Consider the following 24,901-nt stretch of genomic DNA (forward strand, 5'->3'; position numbering starts at 1 on the left):
AGATTCAAAGAGTTGCCAGGATAATATCAAAAAAACATTAATGGCCAATACCCATTATTGAAATCAGAGCAGTGACATCTGCCCGCCAGGGGGGCAAAACGCACTGCAATCAAGCGCGTAGCCTTCGCGCCGGTTCAGCCCCAGGCGGCGGATCGCCTTGCTGAAGCGTTGCGCCAGCAACTCGGCAAATACCCCTTCGCCGCGCATGCGCGCACCGAAGCGGCTGTCGTACAACTCACCACCGCGACTCTGGCGGATCAAGCTCAGGACATGATTGGCCCGTTGCGGGTAATGGTCCTGCAGCCATTGCTCGAACAGCGGCGCGACCTCCAGCGGCAGGCGCAACATCATGTAGGCCGCGCTCAGGGCGCCGTTGGCCTTGGCCGCCTCGAGCAAGTGCTCAAGCTCGCTGTCGTTGATCATCGGGATCATCGGCGAGCACAACACCCCCACCGGAACACCAGCCTCAGTGAGCACCCGGATTGCCCGCAGCCGTGCCTTGGGTGCTGCTGCCCGGGGCTCCAGGGTGCGTTTTAGTTCGTCGTCCAGCGTGGTCAGGCTGATCATCACCTGCACCAGACGCTGCTGGGCCAGTTCGGCAAGCAGGTCAAGGTCACGCAGGATCAACGAGCCTTTGGTGACAATGGTGACCGGATGGCGATAACGCAGCAGCACTTCCAGCAGTCGGCGAGTCAGCTTTTGCTCGCGTTCGATGGGCTGGTAGGGGTCGGTGTTGGAGCCCAGGTTGATCGGCGCGCACACATAGCCCGGCTTGCTCAATTGCTGTTCGAGCACGGCGGCGGCGTTGGTCTTGGCAATCAGCTTGGTTTCGAAGTCCAGCCCCGGCGACAGGTCCCAATAGGCATGGCTGGGCCGCGCATAGCAGTAGATACAGCCATGCTCGCAGCCGCGATAAGGGTTGATCGCACGATCAAAAGGCAGGTCGGGCGAGTTGTTGCGGGTGATGATGCTCTTGGCGGTTTCGATGCGTACTTCAGTGCCCTGGGTCAGGGGCACTTCCTGGTACCAACCGTCATCCTCGGCCACCGAGCGATTCGGGGCGAAGCGGTTATGGGGATTGCTCGCGGTGCCACGACCCCGCACCGGTCCTTGAGGATTGAACATGAAAAACCCCGAATACTGTTTTTATATACAGTACACGGGGCTTGCGTTCGATTCCAGTACCGCTGGGCACCAGCCGAAAACGCTGGCGCTGGCGCGTTTACTCGGTTGACTTCTTCAACTTCGGATTAGGGAAGAACTGTACCGTCTGCACCGTAGCCGCAGCCGGTTTCACCTCGACCTTGTTGACCCGGGTCCCCAGTTCCTTGGGCACCGACAACCCTTGCTCGTTAAGGGTGTCGGAAAACCCGCAGGCCACGCACTCACGGTGCGGAACGCTGTCTTCGCTCCACATCATCAGTTTGTCCGGCTCGCTGCACGCCGGGCAGACCGCCCCGGCGATAAAGCGCTTTTTCGTTATCACAGGCCCATCACTCATGCCGCCACTTCCTCACTCAAGCCGCTATGGCGCAAGAGTGCATCGATTGACGGCTCGCGGCCACGGAAGTCGACGAACAGCAGCATCGGCTCCTGGGAACCGCCACGGGCCAGGATCGCTTCGCGGAACGCGCGACCGGTGTCGGCATTGAGCACGCCTTCTTCTTCGAAGCGCGAGAAGGCGTCGGCCGACAGCACTTCAGCCCACTTGTAGCTGTAGTAACCGGCCGCATAACCACCGGCGAAGATATGCGCAAAGCTGTTGGGGAAGCGGTTGTACGCAGGTGGGCGCATGACCGAGACCTCGTCGCGGATGCCTTCGAGCACTTGCAGTACACCGCGGCCGTCGCCGTGGCTGGCGTGCAGTTCGAAGTCGAACAGCGAGAATTCCAGCTGGCGAACCATCATCAGCCCGGACTGGAAGTTCTTCGCCGCCAGCATCTTCTCCAGCAAATCCTGGGGCAGGGCTGCGCCAGTTTCGTAGTGGCCGGAAATCAGCGCCAGGCCTTCAGGCTCCCAACACCAGTTTTCCATGAACTGGCTCGGCAGCTCGACCGCATCCCAGGCCACACCGTTGATACCGGAAACACCGGCATGCTCGATACGGGTCAGCAGGTGATGCAGGCCATGGCCGAACTCGTGGAACAGGGTGGTGACTTCGTCGTGGGTCAGCAACGCCGGCTTGCCAGGGGCGGCCGGGGTGAAGTTGCACACCAGGTTGGCCACCGGGCTCTGCAACTGGCCGTCAGCGGTCAGACGACGGTCGCGGGCGCCGTCCATCCAGGCACCGCCGCGCTTGTTGGCACGGGCATAGAGGTCGAAGAAGAAGCGCCCGACGTGCTGGCCGTGCTCCTTGATTTCGAACAGGCGCACGTCCGGATGCCAGCTATCGAAGCCCTTGAGCTCGGCAATCTCGATGCCGTACAGGCGCTGGACGATGGTGAACAGGCCGGTCAGCACCTTGTCGATCGGGAAGTAGGCGCGCAGGGTTTCCTGGGAAACGCTGTAGCGCTGTTCACGGAGTTTTTCCCCATAGAAACCGCTGTCCCAGCTTTGCAGGTCCGGGCACCCCTGCTCGGCGGCATAGGCCTTGAGCTGGGCCAGATCCTGGGTGGCAAACGGCTTGCTGCGCTTGGCCAGGTCACGCAGGAAGCTCAGCACCTGATCGCTGGACTCGGCCATCTTGGTCGCCAGGCTCAGCTCGGCGAAGTTCTGGTAGCCCAATAGCTGAGCCAGTTCCTGACGCAGATCGAGGATCTCGCCCATCACCGGACCGTTGTCGAACTGGCCGGCGTTAGGGCCCTGATCGGAGGCGCGGGTGCAGTAGGCGGCGTAGATTTCCTCGCGCAGGGCGCGATCTTCAGCGTAGGTCATCACCGCGTAGTAGCTGGGGAATTCCAGGCTGATCAGCCAGCCATCGAGGCCCTTGGCCTGGGCGGCGGCAGCCATCTGTGCCTTGGCCGAGTCAGTCAGGCCGGCCAGTGCCGCTTCGTCGGTGACGTGCTTGGTCCAGGCCTGGGTGGCGTCCAGCAGCTGGTTGGAGAAGCGGCTGCCCAGTTCGCTGAGCTTGCTCTGAACTTCGGCATAACGTTGTTGCTTATCGGCCGGCAGGTCGATACCCGACAGGCGGAAGTCACGCAGGGCGTGTTCGAGAATTGTCTTTTGCGCCACATCGAAGCCGGCGGCTTCGGGGCTGGCGATCAACGCTTCATAGGCCTGGAACAGCTCGCGGTTCTGGCCCATTTCGGTGGCGTAGGCGCTCAACGCCGGCAGGCAGGCCTCGTAGGCTTCACGCAGTTCGGCGCTGTTGCACACGGCATTGAGGTGACTGACCGGACTCCAGGCGGCGCCCAGGCGGTCGTTGAGTTCGTCCATGGCCAGGATCAGGCCGGCCCAGCTTGGGTGCTTGCCCTGGGCCTGGAGGATGTCGGCAATGGCTTTACGGTTGTCGGCCAGGATCTGTTCAATCGCCGGCTGCACATGCTCGGCACGGATCGCCGAGAAGGGCGGCAAGTCATAAGACTGCAGAAGCGGGTTGTTCGCACTCACGGTTAAACACCTTGGCAGAAGAAACACTTCCCCATCTTAATTACAATCGACGCCGACCGCAGCCCTATCCATACCAAAGAGAATTCCTATCATGGCCATCCGTAGCTTCCAGCATCACACTCCCAGGCTTGGCGAGCGTGCCTTTGTCGACCGCAGTGCCGTGGTGCTGGGCGATGTCGAGATCGGCGCCGACAGCTCGGTGTGGCCATTGACGGTGATCCGCGGCGATATGCACCGCATCCGCATCGGCGCGCGCACCAGTGTCCAGGACGGCAGCGTGCTGCACATCACCCATGCCGGGCCGTTCAACCCGGATGGTTTCCCGCTGCTGATCGGCGATGAAGTAACCATCGGTCACAAAGTCATGCTTCATGGCTGCACCCTGGGCAACCGCATCCTGGTCGGCATGGGCAGCACCATCATGGATGGTGCAATCGTCGAAGACGAAGTGATCATCGGCGCTGGCAGCCTGGTGCCTCCGGGCAAGCGCCTGGAAGGCGGTTTTCTCTATGTCGGCAGCCCGGTCAAACAAGCTCGCGCCCTGACCGAGAAGGAGCGCGCGTTCTTCCCCTACAGCGCCGGCAACTACGTCAAACTCAAGGATCAGCACCTGGCCGAAGGCTACCACCTGCCCGAGTGAACCTGCCCACAGCCTATTCGAGACTGCCATGCACCAGCAAAACATCCTCTTCGACCTCGACGGTACTCTGACCGATCCGCGATTGGGCATCACCCGCTCGATCCAGTACGCACTGGCCAAGCTCGGCATCGATGAGCCGGACCTGACGCGCCTGGAACACTTCATCGGCCCGCCGTTGCTGCAGGCGTTCATGCAGTTCTATGACTTCGATGAGGCCAAGGCCTGGGACGCGGTGAACTTCTATCGCGAGCGCTTCAAGGTCACCGGCCTGTACGAGAACCAGGTGTTCGACGGCGTCAGTGAAATGCTCGAAACCCTGCAAGGGCAGGGCCGCACCCTGTACATCGCCACCTCCAAACCCTGGGAGTTTGCCCGCGAGATCGCCCGGCACTTCGATTTTGCCCGGCACTTCAAGGTGATCTACGGCAGCGAGCTGGACGGCACCCGCACCAACAAGGTCGAGCTGATCCGCCACCTGCTGGCCGAAGAAGCCCTGGACCCTGCGCACACCCTGATGATCGGCGACCGCAAGCACGACCTGATCGGCGCGCGCAGCAACGGCCTGGAAGCGGTAGCGGTGGGTTATGGCTTTGGTAGCCATGAAGAGCTGACAGCGGAGCAGCCGGCTTATCACTTTGCTACGTTGGCGGAACTGCATCAGGCTTTTCAGCGCGGCTGAGGCCCCTATCGCGGGGCAAGCCCGCTCCCACTGTAGGAGCGGGCTTGCCCCGCGATGCTTTTCAGCGCCTGCTGACGCTGTTCAAGGGGCAGCCGCCCGAAAGCTTCTACTCGCTGATAAAACACCTGCCAATCGCCCCCCACCTCGGCAAACAGCTGCGCAAACGCCGGCACCCACTGGTCATACAGGCCAAAGGGCAGCAACTTGGCATTGTTCATCGGCGCATTGATCCAGGCGTCATAGCGCCCGACACCGCCCCATTGGCTATCGCGCAAGGCCCGGTACTCACGGCGCAAGCGTTCGAACTCGGCCTGCTTGCCAGCGCGCTTGGCGGGCTCGGTCAGCGGCGCCGCGTACAAGGCTTTGAGCCGTTCGCGGCTGGCCAGCACCAAGCCGACGAACTGCTCGCGCTGCTGGCTGCCAGCCTCGGCCAGCGCTGGCAGACTCCGCGCCGCTCGCCATTGACGGGTACCTTCCTGCTCGACAAACGTGGCGAAGGACTCGTTGAACGCAGTGTCGTCCTGCACATAGACCCGTTGGTGGGCCAACTCATGGAAGATCACCGTGGCCAGGCGTTCATCGCCCCAACCAAGCATCGAACTGAGGATCGGGTCGTCGAACCAACCCAGGGTCGAATAAGCCTCAACGCCACCCACATACACATCCAGCCCTTGCTGTTTCTGCAGCGCCGCCGCTCCTCGCGCCGCACCCTGGCTGTAATAACCGCGGTAGGCAACGCAGCCGGCGATGGGGAAGCAATGGGTTTGCGGCTCAAGTGAAAACTCCGGTGTGGCGAACACATTCCAGACCACATAGGGCCTGCCGATGTCGGCATACACCCGGTAACTGCGGTTGTCCGGCAGCTTCAAACGCGCACTGGCGAAGGCCCGGGCCTGCTCGGCATGCAACAAATGCTGGCGCAATGCGCTGTCGGTGGCCGGGTCGGCTACCAGTTCGGCGACCGGCTGGCGTGCCTGCAACAACTGCCACTGACCACTGGCCAGTTGCCCGTAGTAACTGACACTGGTGCAACCGTTCAGCAGTCCAATGGCCAGGAAGGGAACCAAGTAGCGAAAAATGTGGTCGAGTGACACATGACTTGAGCGCAACAAAAAAAATAGTCGAAGCATTCGTATCCCGTCATCCGCTCAAGTACTCGTCAGCTTCAAGACTATCCTGCCCGGCTGGAGTTTTGCCATGCGTACACTGCTTGTCATCAGCGGTCTTCTGCTTCTGTCCGGCTGCGCCGGCCTGCCCGATCCCGACCCCAACCAGGCCTGGATCGACCTCGCACCGGGCCAGGATGACACCCTGCATGCCATGGAAATTGACGAACGTGCCTGGGCCGACAAACGCTATTTCGAGGTACCGCCAGGCAGCCATGAGCTGACCGTGCGCTATCTCTTCCCGGTTACCCCAAGCAATATCGGCCCGGTCGACGAGCCGCTGTGGCGCGATTGCCAGCTGAATGTGAAGTTCAAGGATTTCAGTGCCGGCCAGCGTTATCAGCTTGAGGCCGGCAGCATCGGATTCCGCCCCTGGGCCAAGCTCTATGACGAACAGCGCAAAGTGGTCGGCAAAGGCCAGCCGGCGGGCTGCCAGCGTACCTAAAGGCGTGAATGGCGCTATGCTTATGCTTTGTAACCCGCACGTCGGAGTTCGCCATGCGCCAGCCTATGATGCTGCTCGCAATCAGTACCCTGGGAGCTTGCGCCAGCCCCCTGCCACCTGTGGATAACAAGCAGGCCTGGGTCGACCTTTACACCATCACACCGGGCAAACTGGTGATGGCCGAACGGCTTGATGGCCAGCGCCTGACCGATGGCCGGTTCTTCCAGGTCACGCCCGGCGCACACGAGTTGGTGGTGAGGTTCGATTACGAAATCTACTCCGGTGGTTTCAGCACCGACCCGACCGAGCGTACCTGTTACCTGACGGTCAAATTCGCCCATTTCGAGGCCGGTCAGCGCTACCGCCTGGAAGCCCGGGCACCGGCCATGCAGCCCAGCGCCTACCTCTATGACGCTCAGCGCAAGGTCGTGGCCGAGGAATCGAACGACATCTTCTGCACACCCTGATACCTAGCGATCATTCTTTTGATAGATGATCTTCTTGGTGCCGTTTTCACAGCTGCCAACCACCATGTTCTGGTCTTTGACTTCGTCATTGCTGACAATTTCCAGGGTGTAGGAACTCACGTTGTTGGCCTGGATCTTCGCCTCAATCTCGGCCTTGAGCTCTTCACAGTTCTTGGTCGCGGCCAACGCAGACGTTGCCAGCAGCGAAGCCAGCACAGCGATTGCAACACGGATCATGGGACAGCTCCTTGTGGCGGCAGACGTTCTACCGACCCTCATTTGACCACAAGAAGCGCGTCCCGGTTCTGCCTTAACTCAGCAGCGTCGCATCCAGGCTGATTTTCGCGTTGAGCACTTTCGATACCGGGCAACCGGCCTTGGCCTTGTTGGCGATCTCAAGAAACTGCGCTTCGCTGGCCCCGGGCACCTTGGCCTTTAGGATCAGGTTCACGGCGGTAATGGCAAAGCCATCTGGCAGTTTGTCGAGGGTCACTTCAGCAATGGTATCGATGCGTTCTGCGGTCAATCCGGCCTCACCGAGCATCATCGACAGGGCCATGGAGAAACAGCCGGCATGCGCCGCACCGATCAATTCTTCCGGGTTGGTGCCCGGCTGGCCCTCGAAGCGGGTGTTGAAGCCATAGGGGTTCTGCTTGAGGGCGCCACTTTCCGTAGAAAGCAGGCCCTTGCCGTCCTTCAAGCCACCTTGCCAGATAGCCGATGCTGTTTTTTTCATAATGCCTCCTGAGCTCCGTGGGACGCGTGATATCGCGCCTTGCCTTAAATTCAGAGATCCTTGACTCAGGCAAGTTCAGACGGATTACAAACCCTGGCATTGATTCCTGCAGATGTGCCCATACAGAGCTAGAAAGGCCGTTGGGTTATTTCGGCCAATCGACTGCCCAGGAGGCTCAAACGCCCATGAAGCGACTTGCGGATATCAAGATCTCCACCCTCGACCTGGTACCAGTGCGTGCCGACAGCGGCCCGGCGCAGTCCCTGCGCAATTCGCTGGACCTGGCGCAACATGTCGAAAAGTTTGGCTACAACCGCTTCTGGGTGGCCGAGCACCACAACATGGATGGCATCGCAAGTTCTGCAACCTCGGTACTGCTCAGTTACCTGGCCGGTGGTACGTCGACCATTCGCGTTGGCGCCGGCGGGGTAATGCTGCCCAACCATGCGCCGCTGGTGATCGCCGAACAGTTCGGGACCCTGGCCAGTCTTTACCCCGGGCGTATCGACCTGGGCCTGGGGCGCGCACCCGGCTCCGACCAGATGACCGCCCGCGCCCTGCGCCGCGAACGCTCTGGCAGTGCGGACGACTTCCCCGATGATGTCGAAGAACTGATGCGTTACCTGGGCCCGCGCACACCGGATCAGAAAGTCATTGCCGTGCCGGGATACGGTACTGAAGTACCGATCTGGTTACTGGGTTCGAGCCTGTTCAGTGCGCAATTGGCCGGAATGCGCGGTTTACCCTACGCCTTCGCTTCGCATTTCGCCCCGCGCTACATGCACGAAGCGATTCGTGTGTACCGCAACCACTTCCAGCCTTCGGCCGTGCTCGACAAGCCCTACGTGATGCTCGGCGTACCCCTGGTGGCGGCCGAGACTGATGAACAGGCTGATTACCTGGCCACCTCGGTGTATCAGCGCATCCTCGCCCTGATGCGCGGCCAAAGCCTGGTGCAACGTCCGCCGGTAGAGACCATGGACGGCCTGTGGCTGCCTCATGAGCGTGAAGCGGTGGGCAGTTTCCTTGGCCTGGCGATGGTGGGTAGCCCAGAGAAAATCCGCGCCAAGCTTGAGGTGCTGCTGGAGCAAACCGAGGCTGATGAGCTGATCTTTACCTGCGATCTGTATGAGCATGCGGACCGGATTCGGTCTTATGAGCTGCTGGCGCAGACGGTGCTGGGCGGCTGAGGGCCCTATCGCGGGGCAATCCCGCTCCTACAATCAGGTAGGAGCGGGATTGCCCCGCGATGGATTCAATATCGATCAGCCGCGCTTGTAGACGATTTCCTTGGTACCGCCTTCGCAGCTACCCACGACCTTGCCACCAGCGGCAGCGCCTTTATCGACGATCTCCAGCGAATAGCCGCTGACGCCTTTGGCATCGAGCTTGGCTGCTATTTCGCTCTTGAGCTCTTCACATGGCTTGCCGGCCGCCAACGCGGTACCCGCCAACGTCATCAAACCTATCGCTACTACTAACTTCTTCATCGATCGCTTTCCTTGTTCAGATCAAAGTAGAGAAGGGCGCCAGGAGGGCCGGGCGCCTCAGACTGTGTAACGCAATTGACCCGCACAAGCCAGTGTCGCCGCTTCAGCTATTGACGATGCGAAAGCCCACCTTGAGCGTGACCTGAAAATGCGCGGCCTTGTTGTCCTTGATATGGCCACGGGTGTCGACCACCTCGAACCATTCAAGATGCTTGATGCTTTTGCCTGCCTCGGCCAGGGCGTTGTTGATCGCCTCTTCAATGGAAGTGGGCGACGAGCCGACGAGTTCGATTTTCTTGTAGGTGTGGTGATCTGACATGGCAACCTCCTTTTTTAATGTGAGATAGAGCCTAGCAGCGCCGGGCTGATTTACCTGCGAGGGGTAAATACCGCTAAAAGTTCGACTGCACTTTCCCAACACCCTGTAGTCGGAAACTACACAGCTCAACTCAACCTCGAAGGAGAGTCACCATGGCCAACACCTCGCTGCGCAAAGCTTCGCTGCAAAGCATGGAAGCGGAAATCGAAAGCCTGCTCAAGTCCCTGGAAAGCCTCAAGGACGATGCCTCGGATGAGTCGCGCAAAACCTTGAAGACGCTCAAGGGCAACGCCGAGAATGCCCTGCGCCATTCGCGCAACCTGCTCAGCGATGCCTACGAAGACGTCAAAACCAAGACCCGCCAGACTGGCCTCGCCACCCGCGACTATGCCCAGGAGCACCCTTGGACCACCGCCGGTGTCGCCGTTGGCGCCCTCGGCCTGTTGGCCGCGTACCTGCTGTGCAAACGCGGTAACTAAGCGGCCTGGCGCGCCAGCTCGGCGCGCAACCAGCCGGCTAACTGCTCGGCGCGCCCGTCTGCGGCGCGTCGCGGCACCCACAGGGCCAGCGCGGCCTGTGTTTCACAAAATCCCCAGGGTGCAGCCAGACGGCCGGCCCGCAGATCGTCGGCTACCAGCGGTTGCGGTGCAATCGCCACACCCAGCCCCGCCACCGCCGCCTCCAGCAAGTAATACAGATGCTCGAAATCCTGCCCGTAGCACAGCGCCTGCGGGTCTATACCCTGCTGCGCGGCCCAGCTTGGCCAGGCTTGCGGGCGAGAGGTGGTCTGCAACAGTGTTTCAGCCAGCAGCGCCTCAGCCGGCGCCAGCTGCAAGCGGTTGAAGCCGGGGAAGTGCGGGCTGAGCACCGGGCCAATGCGCTCCTGGGCCAGCACATGAACCTGCATGTCCGCCGGCCACGGTGGCTCGGCAAACACCAGCAGGGCGTCCAGCCCCGGGCGGCGCGGGTCGAGATCACCTTCACCGGCCGACAGGTGCAGGCGCAGTTGCGGCAGGTCCGCCTTCAGCCGGCCCAGCCGCGGGATGAACCAGCGTGCCAGCAAGCTACCGGAACAGCCGAGGACGAACGGCGCATCGGCGCTGCTCTGGCTCAGTTCGGCGCACACCCCGCGCAGACGCTCGAACGCGTCGCTGCTGGCATCGCGTAAACGCACACCCGCATCTGTGAGTTTAAGGCCGCGCCCTTCCTTGACGAACAACGCCACCCCAAGGTGTTCTTCAAGCACCTTCAATTGCCGGCTTACCGCACCGTGGGTAACGTGCAGCTGCTCGGCCGCCTGGCTGACGCTGTTGAGCCGGGCAGTGGCTTCAAAGGCCCGAAGGGCATTGAGGGGAGGCAGGTCCTGGCGCATGACGTGTGAGTTTTCCTGACATGTTGTCGCAATCTTATCGGTTTTCAGTTGCGCGTGTCGTGGTTAGAGTAAAGCCATTCCCGACTTCACTACCGCCCTGGAGCGACCCATGACCCAGACCAACTTCCGCGCCGGCCCCGATGCCAACGGCCTGTTTGGCGCATTCGGCGGCCGCTACGTGGCAGAAACCCTGATGCCGCTGGTGCTCGACCTGGCCCGCGAATACGAGGCGGCCAAGGCCGACCCGGAGTTCCTCGAGCAACTGGCGTACTTTCAGCGCGACTACATCGGCCGGCCCAACCCGCTGTATTTCGCCGAACGCCTGACCGAACATTGCGGCGGCGCGAAGATCTTCTTCAAGCGTGAAGAGCTCAACCACACCGGCGCGCACAAGGTGAACAACTGCATTGGCCAGGTACTGCTGGCCAAGCGCATGGGCAAAAAACGCTTGATCGCCGAAACCGGAGCCGGCATGCACGGTGTGGCCACTGCCACCGTCGCCGCACGCTTCGGCCTGCCTTGCGTGATCTACATGGGCGCCACCGACATCGAGCGCCAGCAAGCCAACGTATTTCGCATGAAGCTGCTGGGCGCCGAAATCGTCCCGGTCACCGCCGGTACCGGCACCCTCAAGGACGCGATGAACGAGGCTTTGCGTGACTGGGTCACCAACGTCGACGACACCTTCTACCTGATCGGCACCGTGGCCGGTCCGCACCCGTACCCGGCAATGGTCCGCGACTTCCAGTCGATCATCGGCAAAGAAACCCGCGAACAGCTGCAAGCCAAGGAAGGGCGCCTGCCCGACAGCCTGATCGCCTGCGTCGGCGGCGGCTCCAATGCCATGGGCCTGTTCCACGATTTCCTCGATGACGCCAGCGTGCAGATCATCGGCGTCGAAGCCGGTGGCCATGGCGTGGACACTGACAAGCATGCCGCCAGCCTCAACGGTGGCGTGCCGGGCGTACTGCATGGCAACCGCACCTACCTGCTGCAGGATGCCGACGGCCAGATCACCGACGCCCACTCGATTTCCGCCGGCCTCGACTACCCCGGCATCGGCCCTGAACACGCCTGGTTGCACGAAGTGAAACGCGTCGAGTACGTCAGCATCACCGACGACGAAGCCCTGGCCGCGTTCCACACCACCTGCCGCCTGGAAGGCATTATTCCGGCCCTGGAAACCTCCCATGCCCTGGCCGAAGCGATCAAACGCGCGCCAACCCTGCCCAAGGATCACCTGATGGTGGTGTGCCTGTCCGGGCGCGGCGACAAAGACATGCAAACCGTGATGAGCCATATGGCCGCCCAGGAGAAACAGGCATGAGCCGTCTTGAACAACGCTTCGCCGAACTGAAGGCCGAAGGCCGCTCCGCACTGGTCACCTTCATCACCGCCGGCGACCCTGGCTACGATGCCTCGCTGGAGATCCTCAAAGGCCTGCCGGCTGCTGGCGCCGACGTGATCGAGCTGGGCATGCCGTTCACCGACCCGATGGCCGACGGCGTGGCAATTCAGCTCGCCACCCTGCGCGCCCTGGAAGCCGGCCAGACCCTGGCGAAAACCCTGCAGATGGTCAGCGAGTTCCGCGTCGGCAACCAGACCACGCCGATCGTGCTGATGGGCTACTACAACCCGATCCACCGCTTTGGTGTCGAGGCCTTCGTGGCCCAGGCCAAGGCAGTGGGCGTGGATGGCCTGATCATCGTCGACCTGCCGCCAGAGCATGATGCCGAGCTGGCTACCCCGGCCCAGGCCGCAGGTATCGACTTCATCCGCCTGACCACCCCGACCACCGACGACGTGCGCCTGCCGCGCGTGCTTGAGCGCAGCTCGGGCTTCGTCTACTACGTGTCGGTTGCCGGCGTGACCGGTGCCGGTTCAGCGACCACCGAACACGTCAGCAGCGCCATCGAGCGCCTGCGCCGGCACACCGACCTGCCGATCAGCGTCGGCTTCGGTATCCGCACGCCAGAGCAGGCAGCTGCCATTGCCAAACTGTCAGATGGTGTAGTGGTAGGCTCGGCGCTGGTGGACAAGATTGCCAATGCCAAGAATGCCGAACAGGCCGTGGGTGATGTGCTCGAGCTGTGCTCGGCGTTGGCCCAGGGTGTGCGGGGTGCGCGCAAGGCTTGAGGCAGCGCCTCAATCGCCGGCAAGCCGGCTCCCACAGGACAGCGGCGATCTTCGGATCACTCCGGTACCTGTGGGAGCTGGCTTGCCAGCGATGGTAAAGCTCGAAATTTCAAGGCTGTTGAAAGATCGAAAGATTCAAAGGCCGCACCGCTCCCATCCAGATCGCATGATCGCGATGATCGGCCAGCTCATCCCCGGTCAGCGGATGCAGAAACACCACCAGCCCATGGCGATACAACGCCAGCCAGGGCAACACCACGCCAACCACCTCAGGCCCGAAGGCCAGCTGGCAGCTCCAGTCCGGGTGCGGTCCGACCGGCTTCTGATGCATGCGGCCCATGCTCACCGGAAACAACCGCGCGGCTTCTTCACACAGTTGCCGGGCCTGTTCCATGGTGCTGGCGTCATAGTAGATATGGGCGTGATAACCCTTGATCCTCTGCACGAAAACTCCTGAATCATAACGAACCCGCAGCGCGCTGCGCGGGTCAAATGATCACCCGCCGCCAATGGAGTGATCTGGTGAAAAATGCCGAAACCCCAGTGTTCAAACTGGCCCTGCTCGGAGGACTGAGCAGCCTGGGCAGCGCCCTGATGGCCGAATTGCTCAAGCGCCAGCACGAGGTGATCGCCGTGGTCGATGACCTCAACAGCCTGGCGCCACGCCCCGGCTTGCACTTCAAGACCGGCGGCCTGGACAACCCCGATCAGGCTGAACAAAGCGTAGCTGGCGGTTCGGCGGTGATCTGCCTGCTGGCGGCACTGGCGCCTGACGACTTTGCCGCGCAGCTGCGCATGAGCCAAGCGCTGATCGCCGGCATGGCCCGCACAACTATACGCCGGCTGCTGCTGGTGGGCGATTTCGACGTGCTGGATCACAGCGAAGGGCACAGCGAGCAGCAACGGGCCTGCGCCGACCAGATCGTCGACCTGTTGCAGCGCAGCCCGCTGCACTGGACCTTGGTCAATACTCCACAACAGGTTGCTGGCCTGGGTATCGAGCATTTTCACCAGACCCACGGCACCCTTGAGCCGGGCCTGGCCGAGCCACTGCAACGCCTGGCCCGGGTGGCGGCCGCCATGGTTGATGCCCTGGAGCTGAAGCTGCACCACGGCGAACACGTGAACTTTGTCTTCTGACCCGGCTTGCACCCAAGCGCCCGACATCGCACCCTGAACAGCTTCCACCTGCGATAGAGACCCTTCATGGCCTGGCCCGACCGCCACCAACTGCTGCCGTTTCTCACTTGGCTGCCGCGCCAGACCCGGGCCAGTGTGCGCCGCGATCTACTGGTCGGCCTGAGCGGGGCGATCCTGGCGCTGCCGCAATCAATCGCCTACGCCCTGATCGCCGGGCTGCCTGCCGAGTACGGGCTGTACGCGGCGATTGTGCCGGTCATGATCGCCTGCCTGTGGGGTTCGTCCTGGCACCTGATCTGCGGGCCGACGGCAGCGATCTCAATCGTCCTCTATGCCAGCGTCAGCCCGCTGGCGGTCGCTGGCAGCAGCGACTACATCACCCTGATCCTGCTGCTGACCTTCCTCGCCGGGGTGTTTCAGTGGTTGCTGGGGCTGCTGCGCTTTGGTGCGCTGGTCAATTTTGTCTCGCAATCGGTGGTGCTGGGCTTCACCCTGGGTGCTGCGGTGGTGATCGCGCTTGGGCAACTGCCCAACTTGCTGGGGATGAACCTGCCCAGCCAGGCCACGGCATTGAAAACCCTGCAAAACTTGCTGGATCACGCCGGGGAGGTGGATTGGCCTTCACTGTTGCTGGGCCTGGGTACCGTACTGCTGGGCGTTGCGGTAAAGGTAATGCGCCCGCGCTGGCCCGGCCTGTTGATAACCTTGGCGGTTGCCAGCTTGCTGGTCTGGTCGCTGCCAGGCGTTTTTGGCCACGTGCAATTGGTCCCCGGCTTCATCGGCCAGTTGCCACCGCTGAGCCCGTTGCCACTGCTGGACCTGGAACTGATCCTGCGTCTGCTACCCAGCGCCGTCGCGGTAGGCATGCTCGGTCTGGTTACCAGCCTGTCGATTGCCCGCTCGCTGTCTTCACGCTCCGAACAGCTCATCGATGCCAATCAGGAGATCCGCGCCCAGGGCTTGTCGAACATGGTCGGGGGGTTCTTCTCCGGCTACCTGTCGTCCGGTTCCTTCACCCGCTCCGGGCTCAGCTATGACGCTGGCGCCCGTTCGCCCTTGGCCGGAGTGTTTTCCGCCCTGTGGGTAACTTTATTTGCGGTAGCAGGGGCGGGACTGATCGCGCATATCCCGATCCCGGCCATGGCCGGCAGCATCCTGCTGATCTGCTGGGGACTGGTGGATCGTCGGGTGATCCGCGCACTATTTCGGGTCAGCCGCTCGGAATTTCTGGTCATGGCCCTGACTGCTGCCGCCACCTTGCTGCTGGAGCTGCAAACAGCAATCTACGCCGGGGTACTGGCGTCGCTGTTTTTCTACCTCAAGCGTACTTCGCGGCCACGGGTGCAGCAGTCTCGTGAAGGCGATGCCGATGTGCTGCGGGTGGGTGGCTCGATCTTCTTCGGCGCCAGCCATTACCTGCAGGTACGCCTGCAACGCTGCCAGGGCCCGCAGGTGGTGATCGATGCGCGGCAGATCAACTTCATCGACTATTCCGGGGTCGACATGCTCCACCGCGAAGCCCGGCGGCTGGGCCGTGCGGGCGGCAGCCTGACGCTACAACGGGCGCGCCCGCAAGTGATCGAGGAATTGCACAAGCTCGAAGGGGCAGCGAACTGCCCGATCCGCTTCAAAGATTAGCCGCGCGCCAGCTGGCGGCGCAGTTCATCCAGCACCGGGGCAGTGTCGGGGCGCACGCCACGCCAGATGAAGAACGCCTCGGCGGCCTGTTCGGCAAGCATGCCCAGGCCGTCCAGGACCTTGGCGGCCTGGTGCTCGCTGGCCCAGCGGCAGAAAGGCGTCGGCTCCTTGCCATACATCATGTCGTAGCACACGGTTTTACCCGGCTCGATCAGGCTGGCGGAGATCGGCGGCAGCTCGCCGGCAAGGCTCGCCGAAGTGGCGTTGATGATCAGGTCGACCGGCTCTTCAAGCCAGTCGAAACCGCTGGCAGCCACCGGCCCCAGGTCGGCGAACTCACGGGCCAGTTGTTCGGCTTTTTCCACCGTGCGGTTGGCGATCACCAGCGAAGCCGGATTGTGCGCCAGCAATGGCTCCAGCACCCCACGCACGGCACCGCCGGCGCCGAGCAGCAGGATGCGCTTGCCGGTCAGTTGCACGCCGGCATTGACGGTCAGGTCGCGCACCAGGCCGGCACCATCGGTGTTGTCGCCCTGCAGGCTGCCGTCGGCGAGCTTGCTCAGGGTGTTGACCGCCCCCGCACGCTTGGCCCGTGGCGTCAGGCTATCGACCAGGCGATAGGCTTCTTCCTTGAACGGCACGGTGACGTTGGCGCCCAGGCCCTGCTTGAAAAAGCCTTGGGCACACATGCTGAAATCATCCAGTGGCGCCAGCAGCGTGCTGTACTCCAGCTGCTGGCCGGTCTGGTCGGCGAACAGGCGGTGGATCAGCGGCGACTTGCTGTGGCCGATCGGGTTGCCGAATACAACGTACTGGTCCATTCACGCGGTTCCTGGGTCAAGGTCGGGCAGGGCCGGAAAGTTATCCACAGCGGTTCAGTGGCTGGTCCTGGCCTCGCCAAGCCAATCACGGTCCTGCAGGAAATACTCGGTCAGACGTGCTTCTTCGCTGCCTGGCGCGGCCTTCCAATCGTACCCCCAACGCACTTGCGGTGGCAGCGACATGAGGATCGATTCGGTACGTCCGCCCGATTGCAGGCCGAACAGGGTGCCACGGTCGTAGACCAGGTTGAACTCGACATAGCGGCCGCGACGGTATTCCTGGAACTCACGCTGCTCGGCGGTATAGGGCTGATCCTTGCGGCGCTGGACGATCGGCAGGTAAGCCTCGACATAGGCGTCGCCGATGGCGCGGATGAAGGCGAAGCAGGTGTCGAAGTCCCATTCGTTGAGGTCATCGAAGAACAGGCCGCCAATGCCCCGTGGCTCGCCGCGGTGCTTGAGGTGGAAGTAGCGGTCGCACCAGGCTTTGTAGCGCGGATAGACGTCGGCGCCAAAAGGCGCGCAGGCGCGCTCGGCAACCTGGTGCCAATGCACACAGTCTTCTTCGTTGCCGTAGTAAGGGGTCAGGTCGAAGCCGCCGCCAAACCACCAGACGGCTTCTTCACCTTCTTTCTCAGCGATGAAAAACCGCACGTTGGCGTGGGAAGTCGGCACATGCGGGTTGTGCGGATGGATCACCAGCGACACGCCCAGGGCTTCGAAACCGCGCCCAGCCAGCTCCGGCCGGTGGGCACTGGCCGAGGGTGGCAAACCGCTGCCGAACACGTGGGAGAAGTTCACCCCGCCTTTTTCGATGACCTTGCCGTCGCCGATCACCCGGGTTCGCCCGCCACCGCCGGCCTCGCGCGTCCAGGCGTCCTCGACAAAGCGGGCGCCGCCGTCTTCGTTTTCGAGGGCGGTGCAGATACGGTCTTGCAGGTCGAGCAGGTAGGCTTTCACGGCCTCGGTGCGGCTAGTCATCAGGTCACCTGGAAGCGGGCTAAGGCAAATTCGGCGCGTAGCATACCACCGGCGGCAGGCGGGCCGCAGTTGACGGCGATCAAGCAAAGGCGTCCGATAGGGGTTTTCCGGTACCTTCAGGAGAGTGCAGATGGCCAAGCGTATCCAGTTCAGCCAGCACGGCGGCCCCGAAGTCCTGACCCTGGTCGACTTCGAGCCGGCGGCGCCCGGCCCGCAGCAGGTCCGCGTGCGTAACCAGGCGATCGGCCTGAACTTCATCGATACCTACTTTCGCAGCGGTCTCAATGCGCCGCCGTCACTGCCATCGGGCCTGGGCACTGAAGGCGCCGGAGTGGTCGAGGCGGTGGGCGAGCAAGTCACCCGGCTCAAGGTCGGCGACCGCGTCGCCTATGCCGGCGGCCCGCTGGGCGCCTATAGCGAAGTGCATGTGCTGCCTGAGGCCAACCTGGTCAAACTCCCCGACAGCATCAGCTTCGAGCAAGCGGCGGCGGTGATGCTCAAGGGCCTGACCGTGCAATACCTGCTCAAGCAGACCTACGCGGTGCAACCGGGCGAAACCATCTTGTTCCACGCCGCAGCAGGTGGCGTCGGCTCGCTGGCCTGCCAATGGGCCAAAGCCCTGGGGGCCAGGTTGATCGGTACTGTCAGCTCCGCCGAGAAGGCCGAGCGAGCCAAAGCCCTAGGCGCCTGGGCGACCATCGATTACAGCCGCGAAGACGTGGCCCAGCGGGTACTGGAACTGACTGACGGAAAGAAATGCCCGGTGGTGTACGACGGCGTCGGCCAGGACACTTGGCTGACTTCATTGGACTGCCTGGCGCCGCGTGGGCTGATGGTCAGCTTCGGCAATGCCTCTGGCGCGGTGAGCGGGGTCAACCTGGGGATCCTGGCGCAAAAGGGCTCGCTGTATGTCACCCGGCCAACCCTGGCCAGCTATGCCAATAACGCCGAGAACACCCAGGCGATGGCTGACGATCTGTTTGCGATGATTGCCAGCGGCAAGCTGGCTGTGGATATCCAGCAACGTTATCCACTGAGCGAGGCGGCCAGGGCACAGAGCGAGCTGTCGGCGCGCAGGACGGTGGGGTCGACGGTGTTGCTGCCTTGAAGCGGGGGTGAATTGATCGCGGGGCAAGCCCGCTCCTACTGGAGCTGGCTTGCCAGCGATGAGGCCCTCAGCCGGCCCGCACAATCTCACCGGTCGCCAGGTCACGAATCACACTCGGGTTACGCCGCCCACCCAGGGCGCCACCGAGCACCAGGTCCAGCTGCCCGCGGAAATACTGCTCGACGCGCAAACGGGTCTTGGCAGCCGGGCGACCTTGCGGGTTGGCCGACGTGGAAATCAGCGGCCCGACCAGTGCGCACAAATCCCGCACGACCGGGTGATCGCTAACGCGCAACGCCACCGTGTCATGCACCCCGGTAATCCACTCCGGCAGCAGGTTCTGATGCGGCACCAGCCAGGTGTTCGGCCCCGGCCAGGTCGCAGACATGCGGTCCAGCCAGGTTTCGGGGAAATCCTCGAAAAGGAAGTCGAACTGGTGGATATTATCGGCGATCAGGATCAGCCCCTTGTCGACCGAACGCGACTTGATCGCCAGCAGGCGATCCACCGCTTCTTCGTTCCAAGGGTCACAACCCAGGCCCCAGACCGCTTCGGTCGGATAGGCAATCACCGCACCTGCCCGAATTTCACGCGCGGCTTGTTGCACACGCCAACTGCTCACCATTGCTTTCACTCCGCATAAAGGCAGATGAGCAGTGTACTTAGCCGGGCCGGGCAAACCAACGCCCAGCTTCATTACAGACCCTTCCGGCCAATTCCAGCTCGGTCAGCGCGGCCAGCACCCTGGGTAACGGCCAGCCACTGCTACTGGCCAGGCCCTCGGTGGTTTGCGGCGCGGCCAGCAGCAAGTCGACCAGGGCATGGCTGGCGGTTACAGGCGATTGCAAGGGCGGCAAGCGCTGCCAGCCCTGCAGGGTTTCGACGATCTGGTCGACGGTTTCCACCAGCAAGGCGCCATCACGAATCAACTGGTGACAGCCCTTGGAGCCGGGGTGGTGAATCGAGCCTGGAATGGCATACACCTCGCGGCCTTGCTCAGCCGCCAGTCGCGCGGTAATCAGCGAACCACTGGCAAGACTCGCCTCGACCACCAGCACACCCAGCGACAGGCCGCTGATGATCCGGTTTCGCCGGGGAAAATTACCGGCCACAGGCCCGGCATCCAGCGGAAACTCGGAGACCACCGCGCTACCTCGCTCGATCATCGCCGCCGCCAGCGCTCTGTGGCGCTGTGGATAAAATTTTTGCAGCCCGGTACCCAGCACACCGATGGTCTGCCCGCCGGCGTCCAGGGCAGCCTGATGCGCAGCGCCATCGACCCCCAGGGCCAGGCCGCTGGTAATGACAAAACCACCCCGGGCAAGACTTCGAGAGAAGGCCGCTGCTGTATCGAGCGCAGGCCTCGCCGCCCTTCGACTGCCAACGATCGCCAACTGCGGTTTTTCCAGAATGGCCGGGTTGCCGGCGATAAAAAGCAGCGGCGGGGCGTCCCCCAGTTCGGCCAGCAAGCCTGGGTAGCAGGGGTCATCCCACATCAGCAAATGCTGGTCGCGGGCCTCTAGCCAGCGCATTGCCGCTGCCGCGCCGTCACGCACTTCAAGGCTGCGCCGGGCATCGCTGCTCTCCGTTGGCACGCCCAGCACGCGCCAGGCAGCGGCCGGCGCACTGAGTGCCGCAGAGGCGTTGCCAAAGGCCTGGATAAGGGTATGAAAACGCCGCGGCCCCAGGGACGGCAGCAAATGAAGACGCAAGCGCGCTTCGAGTTCGGCGGGTGAACACGCCGGCGATAAGGGTTGCGACATGACGATCATCCTTGATCGGGCAGCCTGGGCCAGCCGTGAAGAAGCTGTGGATAACTCTGTTGATAATACTTTGACAACCGGTTGAAGGATTTCCCTCGAGGGCAGTCCTTCAGGCTTGCAGACACGGGTGAAAAAGCACCCTGAAACCTTAGCTGACCTTTGCCAGGTGCCGAATGCGCCGAATCCCTTTATTATGTGTACTCATGTTTGTAATTCATCGCACAGTGCAGCTCATACGCTTATGGCCATTCTGAACATCCTCGAATTCCCGGACCCGCGCCTTCGTACCATCGCCAAACCGGTGGCCGAAGTCGACGACGGCGTTCGCCAGTTGATCGATGACATGTTTGAAACCATGTACGAAGCCCCTGGCATCGGCCTCGCCGCCACCCAGATCAACGTGCACCAGCGCATCGTGGTCATGGACCTGAGCGAAGACCGCAGCGAGCCACGGGTGTTCATCAACCCCGAACTCGAGATGCTGACCGACGAAATGGATCAGTATCAGGAAGGCTGCCTGTCGGTGCCCGGCTTCTACGAGAACGTCGATCGCCCGATACGGGTCAAGGTCAAGGCGCTGGACCGCGACGGCAAGCCGTACGAGCTGATCGCCGAAGGCCTGTTGGCGGTGTGCATCCAGCACGAATGCGACCACCTCAACGGCAAGCTGTTCGTTGACTACCTGTCGACGCTCAAACGCGACCGGATCAAGAAGAAGCTGGAAAAACAGCATCGCCAGCAAGCTTGATCTCCTCTTCCCAAAGGCTTGCTCCGGCAAGCCTTTTTCTTTTTAAGCGAGAACTCCATGCGCATTGTCTTCGCAGGCACCCCAGAGTTTGCCGCCGAACACCTCAAGGCCCTGATCGACAGCCCCTATGACGTGGTGGCGGTCTACACCCAGCCGGACCGTCCGGCCGGTCGTGGGCAAAAACTGATGCCAAGCGCGGTCAAGCAGCTGGCTGTGGATAACGGCATCCAGGTCCTGCAACCACCGACCCTGCGCAACGCCGAGGCACAAGCGGAACTGGCAGCCCTGCAGCCGGACCTGATGGTGGTGGTCGCCTATGGCCTGATCCTGCCCCAGGCGGTGCTGGATATTCCGCGCCTGGGCTGCATCAACAGCCATGCTTCGCTGCTGCCGCGCTGGCGTGGCGCCGCGCCGATCCAGCGTGCGGTCGAAGCCGGTGACAGCGAAAGCGGCGTCACCGTGATGCGCATGGAAGCGGGCCTGGACACCGGGCCGATGCTGCTCAAGGTCAGCACCCCGATCAGTGCCAGCGACACCGGTGGCACCCTGCACGACCGCCTCGCCGAAATGGGCCCGCCAGCCGTGCTCGAGGCCGTTGCGGGCCTCGCCGCTGGCACCTTGCAGGGTGAAGTCCAGGACGACAGCCTGGCCACTTATGCACACAAGCTGAACAAGGACGAAGCGCGCCTGGACTGGAGCCGTCCGGCGGTTGAGCTGGAGCGCCTGATTCGCGCCTTCAACCCATGGCCGATCTGCCACAGCACCCTCAACGGCGAAGCCGTGAAGGTGATCACCGCCAGCTTATCCACAGGCTCGGGCAACCCAGGGGAAATCCTCTCTGCCAGCAAGGACGGCCTGATCGTCGCCTGCGGTGAGCAGGCGCTGTGCCTGACCCGCCTGCAACTGCCTGGCGGCAAGGCGCTGAACTTCAGTGACCTGTTCAACAGTCGCCGCGAGAAATTCGCCACCGGCACGGTACTTGGCCAATGAATCCACGTCTGGCAGCCGCCCGCGCCCTGGCGGCAGTACTCAGTGGCAAGGCATCGCTGAACAGCTCGCTGCCAAGTCAGCTGGACAAAGTCGAAGTACGTGACCGTGGCCTGACCCAGGACCTGGCCTTCGGCACCGCGCGCTGGCAGCCACGGCTGTCGGCCCTGGCCGAGCGCCTGCTGCAGAAGCCGTTCAAGGCCGCCGACGCTGATGTCGAGGCGCTGCTGCTGGTCGGCCTGTATCAGCTGCTCTACACGCGCATCCCCGCTCATGCCGCCATCGGCGAAACCGTAGGCTGCGCCGACAAGCTGAAAAAGCCCTGGGCCAAGGGCTTGCTCAACGCCGTGCTGCGCCGTGCGCAACGGGAAAGCAGCGAGATTTTCGCCGAGCTGGAACGCGACCCGGTGGTGCGCACTGCGCACCCGCGCTGGCTGCAAAAGTCGCTCAAGGCCTTCTGGCCCGAGCAATGGGAAGCCATCTGCGCTGCCAACAACGCCCACCCGCCGATGATTTTGCGGGTCAACCGCCGCCATCACAGCCGCGATGCCTACCTCGAACTGCTGCGTGAAGCCGGCCTTGAAGCCGCGCCCTGCCAGTTCAGCGGCGACGGCATCCTGCTCGCCGAAGCCTGCGATGTACGCGGCCTGCCCGGTTTCGACCAGGGTTGGATCAGCGTCCAGGACGAAGCCGCACAACTGGCCGCCGACCTGCTCGACCTGGCCCCCGGCCAGCGCGTGCTCGACGCCTGCTGCGCCCCGGGTGGCAAGACCTGCCACCTGCTGGAAGCTGAAGCGGGGCTGGACGCCGTGGTCGCTATCGACCTTGAGGCCAAGCGCCTGACCCGCGTGCGCGAGAACCTCGATCGCCTGGGCCTCGACGCCCAGTTGATCGCCTGCGACGCCCGCGACACCGCCAGCTGGTGGGATGGCAAAGGCTTCCAGCGCATCCTGCTCGATGCGCCGTGTTCAGCCACCGGGGTGATCCGCCGCCATCCGGACATCAAGCTGACCCGCCAGGCCGACGACATCGCCGCCCTGGCCAGCCTGCAAGGCGAGCTGCTCGACGCCCTGTGGCCAACCCTCGAGGTCGGCGGCATCCTGCTCTACGCCACCTGCTCGACCTTGCCGACGGAAAACACCGAAGTGATCGAGGCCTTCCTCGCCCGCACCCCCGGTGCCCGCGAGCTGGACCTGGCGACCCAGGCCGGTATCCGCCAGCCCCATGGCCGCCAGTTGCTGGCCCAGGAAGGCGGACACGACGGCTTCTACTATGCCAAGCTGATCAAAATCGCCGCCGTGCGCGGATAACAAGAGAAGGGAACAGCGGATGAAGATCATCATCCTCGGCGCAGGGCAGGTCGGCGGTACGCTGGCTGAACACCTGGCCAGCGAAGCCAACGACATCACCGTGGTCGACACCGATGGCGACCGCCTGCGCGACCTCGGCGACCGCCTGGACATCCGTACCGTGCAGGGCCGTGCCTCCTTTCCGACCGTGCTGCGCCAGGCCGGCGCCGACGATGCCGACATGCTGGTGGCGGTAACCAATAGCGACGAGACCAACATGGTGGCCTGCCAGGTCGCCCATACCCTGTTCCACACCCCGACCAAGATCGCCCGGGTGCGCGAATCGGCCTACCTGACCCGCGCCGGCCTGTTCGACAACGACGCCATCCCGGTCGATGTGCTGATCAGCCCCGAGCAGGTGGTAACCCACTACATCAAGCGTCTGATCGAACATCCCGGCGCCTTGCAGGTGATCGACTTCGCCGAAGGCAAGGCCCAACTGGTGGCGGTCAAGGCCTACTACGGCGGACCGCTGGTGGGCCAGCAACTGCGCCAGATCCGTGCGCACATGCCCAATGTCGACACCCGCGTGGCAGCGATCTTCCGCCGTGACCGGCCGATCCTGCCCCAAGGCGACACGGTCATCGAGGCCGACGACGAAGTGTTCTTCATCGCCGCCAAGGCGCACATCCGTGCGGTGATGGGCGAGCTGCGGCGCATCGACGAGACCAACAAGCGCGTGGTCATCGCCGGCGGCGGGCAGATCGGCGAGCGCCTGGCCGAGGCCATCGAGAGCCGTTACCAGGTGAAAATTATCGAGATGAACCCGGCACGCTGCCGGCACCTGTCCGACACCCTGGAAAGCACCGTGGTACTGCAAGGCAGCGCCTCGGACCGCGACCTGATGCTCGAAGAGAACATCGCCGAAGCCGACATCTTCCTGGCCCTGACCAACGATGACGAGGCCAACATCATGTCCTCGCTGCTGGCCAAGCGCCTGGGCGCGCGCAAGGTAATGACCATCATCAACAACCCGGCCTATGTCGACCTGGTCCAGGGTGGCGAAATCGACATCGCCATCAGCCCGCAGCTGGCCACCATCGGCACCCTGCTGGCTCACGTGCGCCGCGGCGATATCGTCAGCGTGCACTCGCTGCGCCGCGGTGCGGCCGAGGCCATCGAGGCGATTGCCCACGGCGACTCGAAGTCGAGCAAGGTGATCGGCAAGGCCATCGAAGACATCGCCCTGCCACCGGGCACCACCATCGGCGCGATCATTCGCGACGAAGAAGTGCTGATCGCCCATGACGACACGGTGATCGAAGCCGGCGACCACGTGATCCTCTTCGTTGTGGATAAAAAGTACATCCGTGACGTCGAGAAGCTGTTCCATGTAGGGTTGAGCTTCTTCTAAAGAGGGACCTGGA

Annotated in this window: 29 protein-coding genes; 15 read left to right on the forward strand and 14 right to left on the reverse strand. The window is 62.9% G+C overall.

Annotated features, from left to right (window positions below):
- Window positions 1-63: 63 nt before the first annotated feature.
- From CCOS864_RS00330 to prlC, 3 genes are all read right to left on the reverse strand, one after another.
- Window positions 64-1,125 (reverse strand): PA0069 family radical SAM protein, encoded by a 1,062-nt coding sequence (locus CCOS864_RS00330; protein ID WP_115084484.1) that lies wholly within the window; start codon window positions 1,123-1,125, stop codon window positions 64-66.
- Between the two features lie 97 nt (window positions 1,126-1,222).
- The gene (locus tag CCOS864_RS00335) at window positions 1,223-1,501 is read right to left on the reverse strand and encodes a YheV family putative zinc ribbon protein (protein WP_115084485.1); all 279 of its coding nucleotides are present in this window, start codon (window positions 1,499-1,501) and stop codon (window positions 1,223-1,225) included.
- Window positions 1,498-3,549: an oligopeptidase A gene (gene prlC / locus CCOS864_RS00340; protein WP_010222657.1), complete on the reverse strand. Its 2,052-nt coding sequence runs from the start codon at window positions 3,547-3,549 to the stop codon at window positions 1,498-1,500. Before prlC ends, CCOS864_RS00335 begins: the two co-directional genes overlap by 4 nt.
- 91 nt (window positions 3,550-3,640) lie before the next feature.
- Between prlC and CCOS864_RS00345 the strand changes: the two genes are divergently transcribed.
- Both CCOS864_RS00345 and CCOS864_RS00350 read left to right on the forward strand, forming a co-directional pair.
- A complete protein-coding gene (locus CCOS864_RS00345; protein ID WP_115084488.1) occupies window positions 3,641-4,189 on the forward strand; it encodes a gamma carbonic anhydrase family protein in 549 nt (182 codons plus the stop codon).
- A gap of 28 nt (window positions 4,190-4,217) precedes the next feature.
- Entirely contained in the window at window positions 4,218-4,868 is a 651-nt protein-coding gene (locus CCOS864_RS00350; protein ID WP_115084490.1) for an HAD family hydrolase, read from the forward strand.
- A gap of 5 nt (window positions 4,869-4,873) precedes the next feature.
- Here the strand turns inward: CCOS864_RS00350 and CCOS864_RS00355 are convergent, their stop codons facing one another.
- The gene (locus tag CCOS864_RS00355) at window positions 4,874-5,998 is read right to left on the reverse strand and encodes an aminopeptidase (protein ID WP_115084492.1); all 1,125 of its coding nucleotides are present in this window, start codon (window positions 5,996-5,998) and stop codon (window positions 4,874-4,876) included.
- Between the two features lie 67 nt (window positions 5,999-6,065).
- On the opposite strand from CCOS864_RS00355, the gene CCOS864_RS00360 reads away from it, so the two are divergent.
- Complete coding sequence (locus CCOS864_RS00360; protein ID WP_115084493.1) at window positions 6,066-6,479, forward strand: PA0061/PA0062 family lipoprotein; 414 nt, start codon at window positions 6,066-6,068, stop codon at window positions 6,477-6,479.
- A gap of 53 nt (window positions 6,480-6,532) precedes the next feature.
- Window positions 6,533-6,946 (forward strand): PA0061/PA0062 family lipoprotein, encoded by a 414-nt coding sequence (locus CCOS864_RS00365; RefSeq protein ID WP_115084495.1) that lies wholly within the window; start codon window positions 6,533-6,535, stop codon window positions 6,944-6,946.
- A 3-nt stretch (window positions 6,947-6,949) separates the two neighbouring features.
- On the opposite strand, the gene CCOS864_RS00370 is transcribed toward CCOS864_RS00365, so the two are convergent.
- The gene (locus CCOS864_RS00370) at window positions 6,950-7,183 is read right to left on the reverse strand and encodes a DUF1161 domain-containing protein (protein ID WP_038997857.1); all 234 of its coding nucleotides are present in this window, start codon (window positions 7,181-7,183) and stop codon (window positions 6,950-6,952) included.
- Between the two features lie 73 nt (window positions 7,184-7,256).
- The gene (locus CCOS864_RS00375) at window positions 7,257-7,682 is read right to left on the reverse strand and encodes an OsmC family protein (protein ID WP_093377662.1); all 426 of its coding nucleotides are present in this window, start codon (window positions 7,680-7,682) and stop codon (window positions 7,257-7,259) included.
- A gap of 185 nt (window positions 7,683-7,867) precedes the next feature.
- On the opposite strand from CCOS864_RS00375, the gene CCOS864_RS00380 reads away from it, so the two are divergent.
- Window positions 7,868-8,872 (forward strand): LLM class flavin-dependent oxidoreductase, encoded by a 1,005-nt coding sequence (locus CCOS864_RS00380; RefSeq protein ID WP_115084497.1) that lies wholly within the window; start codon window positions 7,868-7,870, stop codon window positions 8,870-8,872.
- 75 nt (window positions 8,873-8,947) lie between these two features.
- Here the strand turns inward: CCOS864_RS00380 and CCOS864_RS00385 are convergent, their stop codons facing one another.
- Window positions 8,948-9,172: a DUF1161 domain-containing protein gene (locus tag CCOS864_RS00385; RefSeq protein ID WP_115084499.1), complete on the reverse strand. Its 225-nt coding sequence runs from the start codon at window positions 9,170-9,172 to the stop codon at window positions 8,948-8,950.
- 103 nt (window positions 9,173-9,275) lie between these two features.
- On the reverse strand, window positions 9,276-9,491 hold the full coding sequence (locus CCOS864_RS00390) for a dodecin (protein ID WP_010222667.1): 216 nt from the start codon (window positions 9,489-9,491) through the stop codon (window positions 9,276-9,278).
- A gap of 152 nt (window positions 9,492-9,643) precedes the next feature.
- Here CCOS864_RS00390 and CCOS864_RS00395 point away from each other — a divergent pair, with 152 nt between their 5' ends.
- On the forward strand, window positions 9,644-9,970 hold the full coding sequence (locus CCOS864_RS00395) for an ElaB/YgaM/YqjD family protein (protein WP_115084500.1): 327 nt from the start codon (window positions 9,644-9,646) through the stop codon (window positions 9,968-9,970).
- On the opposite strand, the gene CCOS864_RS00400 is transcribed toward CCOS864_RS00395, so the two are convergent.
- Entirely contained in the window at window positions 9,967-10,863 is an 897-nt protein-coding gene (locus CCOS864_RS00400) for a LysR family transcriptional regulator (protein ID WP_167458855.1), read from the reverse strand. The genes CCOS864_RS00395 and CCOS864_RS00400 overlap by 4 nt on opposite strands.
- Before the next feature lie 109 nt (window positions 10,864-10,972).
- On the opposite strand from CCOS864_RS00400, the gene trpB reads away from it, so the two are divergent.
- Together trpB and trpA are read left to right on the forward strand one after the other, a co-directional pair.
- The gene (gene trpB / locus CCOS864_RS00405; protein WP_038997863.1) at window positions 10,973-12,190 is read left to right on the forward strand and encodes a tryptophan synthase subunit beta; all 1,218 of its coding nucleotides are present in this window, start codon (window positions 10,973-10,975) and stop codon (window positions 12,188-12,190) included.
- Window positions 12,187-12,999, forward strand: coding sequence for a tryptophan synthase subunit alpha (trpA, locus tag CCOS864_RS00410; RefSeq protein WP_115084504.1), 813 nt, complete (start codon window positions 12,187-12,189; stop codon window positions 12,997-12,999). The genes trpB and trpA overlap by 4 nt, the downstream gene beginning before the upstream one ends.
- Before the next feature lie 109 nt (window positions 13,000-13,108).
- On the opposite strand, the gene CCOS864_RS00415 is transcribed toward trpA, so the two are convergent.
- The gene (locus CCOS864_RS00415; RefSeq protein ID WP_115084506.1) at window positions 13,109-13,444 is read right to left on the reverse strand and encodes a DOPA 4,5-dioxygenase family protein; all 336 of its coding nucleotides are present in this window, start codon (window positions 13,442-13,444) and stop codon (window positions 13,109-13,111) included.
- Window positions 13,445-13,521: 77 nt separating this feature from the next.
- Between CCOS864_RS00415 and CCOS864_RS00420 the strand changes: the two genes are divergently transcribed.
- Window positions 13,522-14,139 (forward strand): NAD(P)-dependent oxidoreductase, encoded by a 618-nt coding sequence (locus CCOS864_RS00420; protein WP_115084995.1) that lies wholly within the window; start codon window positions 13,522-13,524, stop codon window positions 14,137-14,139.
- A 66-nt stretch (window positions 14,140-14,205) separates the two neighbouring features.
- Window positions 14,206-15,777: a SulP family inorganic anion transporter gene (locus CCOS864_RS00425; RefSeq protein ID WP_115084508.1), complete on the forward strand. Its 1,572-nt coding sequence runs from the start codon at window positions 14,206-14,208 to the stop codon at window positions 15,775-15,777.
- Here the strand turns inward: CCOS864_RS00425 and aroE are convergent.
- Window positions 15,774-16,598 carry a shikimate dehydrogenase gene (gene aroE, locus CCOS864_RS00430; RefSeq protein WP_115084510.1) on the reverse strand — a complete coding sequence of 275 codons (825 nt, stop codon included), beginning with the start codon at window positions 16,596-16,598 and terminating at the stop codon, window positions 15,774-15,776. The two genes, CCOS864_RS00425 and aroE, sit on opposite strands and share 4 nt — an antisense overlap.
- A 54-nt stretch (window positions 16,599-16,652) precedes the next feature.
- Complete coding sequence (gene hemF, locus CCOS864_RS00435) at window positions 16,653-17,579, reverse strand: oxygen-dependent coproporphyrinogen oxidase (protein WP_115084511.1); 927 nt, start codon at window positions 17,577-17,579, stop codon at window positions 16,653-16,655.
- 130 nt (window positions 17,580-17,709) lie between these two features.
- Here hemF and CCOS864_RS00440 point away from each other — a divergent pair, with 130 nt between their 5' ends.
- Window positions 17,710-18,687 carry an NADPH:quinone reductase gene (locus CCOS864_RS00440; RefSeq protein WP_115084513.1) on the forward strand — a complete coding sequence of 326 codons (978 nt, stop codon included), beginning with the start codon at window positions 17,710-17,712 and terminating at the stop codon, window positions 18,685-18,687.
- Between the two features lie 67 nt (window positions 18,688-18,754).
- Here the strand turns inward: CCOS864_RS00440 and tsaC are convergent, their stop codons facing one another.
- Window positions 18,755-19,312 carry an L-threonylcarbamoyladenylate synthase type 1 TsaC gene (tsaC, locus tag CCOS864_RS00445; RefSeq protein WP_115084515.1) on the reverse strand — a complete coding sequence of 186 codons (558 nt, stop codon included), beginning with the start codon at window positions 19,310-19,312 and terminating at the stop codon, window positions 18,755-18,757.
- Window positions 19,313-19,349: 37 nt separating this feature from the next.
- Window positions 19,350-20,450 (reverse strand): DNA-processing protein DprA, encoded by a 1,101-nt coding sequence (dprA, locus tag CCOS864_RS00450; protein WP_115084516.1) that lies wholly within the window; start codon window positions 20,448-20,450, stop codon window positions 19,350-19,352.
- A 241-nt stretch (window positions 20,451-20,691) separates the two neighbouring features.
- Between dprA and def the strand changes: the two genes are divergently transcribed.
- Genes def through trkA form a run of 4 tightly spaced genes read left to right on the forward strand, consistent with a single transcriptional unit; the run spans window position 20,692 to window position 24,888 of the window.
- The gene (gene def / locus CCOS864_RS00455; RefSeq protein ID WP_115084518.1) at window positions 20,692-21,198 is read left to right on the forward strand and encodes a peptide deformylase; all 507 of its coding nucleotides are present in this window, start codon (window positions 20,692-20,694) and stop codon (window positions 21,196-21,198) included.
- Between the two features lie 57 nt (window positions 21,199-21,255).
- The gene (gene fmt, locus CCOS864_RS00460; RefSeq protein ID WP_115084519.1) at window positions 21,256-22,188 is read left to right on the forward strand and encodes a methionyl-tRNA formyltransferase; all 933 of its coding nucleotides are present in this window, start codon (window positions 21,256-21,258) and stop codon (window positions 22,186-22,188) included.
- Window positions 22,185-23,495 carry a 16S rRNA (cytosine(967)-C(5))-methyltransferase RsmB gene (rsmB, locus tag CCOS864_RS00465; protein WP_115084521.1) on the forward strand — a complete coding sequence of 437 codons (1,311 nt, stop codon included), beginning with the start codon at window positions 22,185-22,187 and terminating at the stop codon, window positions 23,493-23,495. Before fmt ends, rsmB begins: the two co-directional genes overlap by 4 nt.
- A 19-nt stretch (window positions 23,496-23,514) precedes the next feature.
- Window positions 23,515-24,888 (forward strand): Trk system potassium transporter TrkA, encoded by a 1,374-nt coding sequence (gene trkA / locus CCOS864_RS00470; RefSeq protein WP_010222685.1) that lies wholly within the window; start codon window positions 23,515-23,517, stop codon window positions 24,886-24,888.
- The last annotated feature ends 13 nt before the right edge of the window (window positions 24,889-24,901 follow it).

Origin of the sequence: Pseudomonas wadenswilerensis (assembly GCF_900497695.1) — a bacterium.
Lineage (GTDB): Bacteria > Pseudomonadota > Gammaproteobacteria > Pseudomonadales > Pseudomonadaceae > Aquipseudomonas > Aquipseudomonas wadenswilerensis.

Coding starts and splice junctions, on each gene's coding strand:
- CCOS864_RS00330 (WP_115084484.1), bottom strand. CDS start 1,125: ATGTTCAATCCTCAAGGACCGGTGCGGGGTCGTGGCACCGCGAGCAAT.
- CCOS864_RS00335 (WP_115084485.1), bottom strand. CDS start 1,501: ATGAGTGATGGGCCTGTGATAACGAAAAAGCGCTTTATCGCCGGGGCG.
- CCOS864_RS00345 (WP_115084488.1), top strand. CDS start 3,641: ATGGCCATCCGTAGCTTCCAGCATCACACTCCCAGGCTTGGCGAGCGT.
- CCOS864_RS00350 (WP_115084490.1), top strand. CDS start 4,218: ATGCACCAGCAAAACATCCTCTTCGACCTCGACGGTACTCTGACCGAT.
- CCOS864_RS00355 (WP_115084492.1), bottom strand. CDS start 5,998: ATGCTTCGACTATTTTTTTTGTTGCGCTCAAGTCATGTGTCACTCGAC.
- CCOS864_RS00360 (WP_115084493.1), top strand. CDS start 6,066: ATGCGTACACTGCTTGTCATCAGCGGTCTTCTGCTTCTGTCCGGCTGC.
- CCOS864_RS00365 (WP_115084495.1), top strand. CDS start 6,533: ATGCGCCAGCCTATGATGCTGCTCGCAATCAGTACCCTGGGAGCTTGC.
- CCOS864_RS00370 (WP_038997857.1), bottom strand. CDS start 7,183: ATGATCCGTGTTGCAATCGCTGTGCTGGCTTCGCTGCTGGCAACGTCT.
- CCOS864_RS00375 (WP_093377662.1), bottom strand. CDS start 7,682: ATGAAAAAAACAGCATCGGCTATCTGGCAAGGTGGCTTGAAGGACGGC.
- CCOS864_RS00380 (WP_115084497.1), top strand. CDS start 7,868: ATGAAGCGACTTGCGGATATCAAGATCTCCACCCTCGACCTGGTACCA.
- CCOS864_RS00385 (WP_115084499.1), bottom strand. CDS start 9,172: ATGAAGAAGTTAGTAGTAGCGATAGGTTTGATGACGTTGGCGGGTACC.
- CCOS864_RS00390 (WP_010222667.1), bottom strand. CDS start 9,491: ATGTCAGATCACCACACCTACAAGAAAATCGAACTCGTCGGCTCGTCG.
- CCOS864_RS00395 (WP_115084500.1), top strand. CDS start 9,644: ATGGCCAACACCTCGCTGCGCAAAGCTTCGCTGCAAAGCATGGAAGCG.
- CCOS864_RS00400 (WP_167458855.1), bottom strand. CDS start 10,863: ATGCGCCAGGACCTGCCTCCCCTCAATGCCCTTCGGGCCTTTGAAGCC.
- trpB (WP_038997863.1), top strand. CDS start 10,973: ATGACCCAGACCAACTTCCGCGCCGGCCCCGATGCCAACGGCCTGTTT.
- trpA (WP_115084504.1), top strand. CDS start 12,187: ATGAGCCGTCTTGAACAACGCTTCGCCGAACTGAAGGCCGAAGGCCGC.
- CCOS864_RS00425 (WP_115084508.1), top strand. CDS start 14,206: ATGGCCTGGCCCGACCGCCACCAACTGCTGCCGTTTCTCACTTGGCTG.
- aroE (WP_115084510.1), bottom strand. CDS start 16,598: ATGGACCAGTACGTTGTATTCGGCAACCCGATCGGCCACAGCAAGTCG.
- hemF (WP_115084511.1), bottom strand. CDS start 17,579: ATGACTAGCCGCACCGAGGCCGTGAAAGCCTACCTGCTCGACCTGCAA.
- CCOS864_RS00440 (WP_115084513.1), top strand. CDS start 17,710: ATGGCCAAGCGTATCCAGTTCAGCCAGCACGGCGGCCCCGAAGTCCTG.
- tsaC (WP_115084515.1), bottom strand. CDS start 19,312: ATGGTGAGCAGTTGGCGTGTGCAACAAGCCGCGCGTGAAATTCGGGCA.
- dprA (WP_115084516.1), bottom strand. CDS start 20,450: ATGTCGCAACCCTTATCGCCGGCGTGTTCACCCGCCGAACTCGAAGCG.
- def (WP_115084518.1), top strand. CDS start 20,692: ATGGCCATTCTGAACATCCTCGAATTCCCGGACCCGCGCCTTCGTACC.
- fmt (WP_115084519.1), top strand. CDS start 21,256: ATGCGCATTGTCTTCGCAGGCACCCCAGAGTTTGCCGCCGAACACCTC.
- rsmB (WP_115084521.1), top strand. CDS start 22,185: ATGAATCCACGTCTGGCAGCCGCCCGCGCCCTGGCGGCAGTACTCAGT.
- trkA (WP_010222685.1), top strand. CDS start 23,515: ATGAAGATCATCATCCTCGGCGCAGGGCAGGTCGGCGGTACGCTGGCT.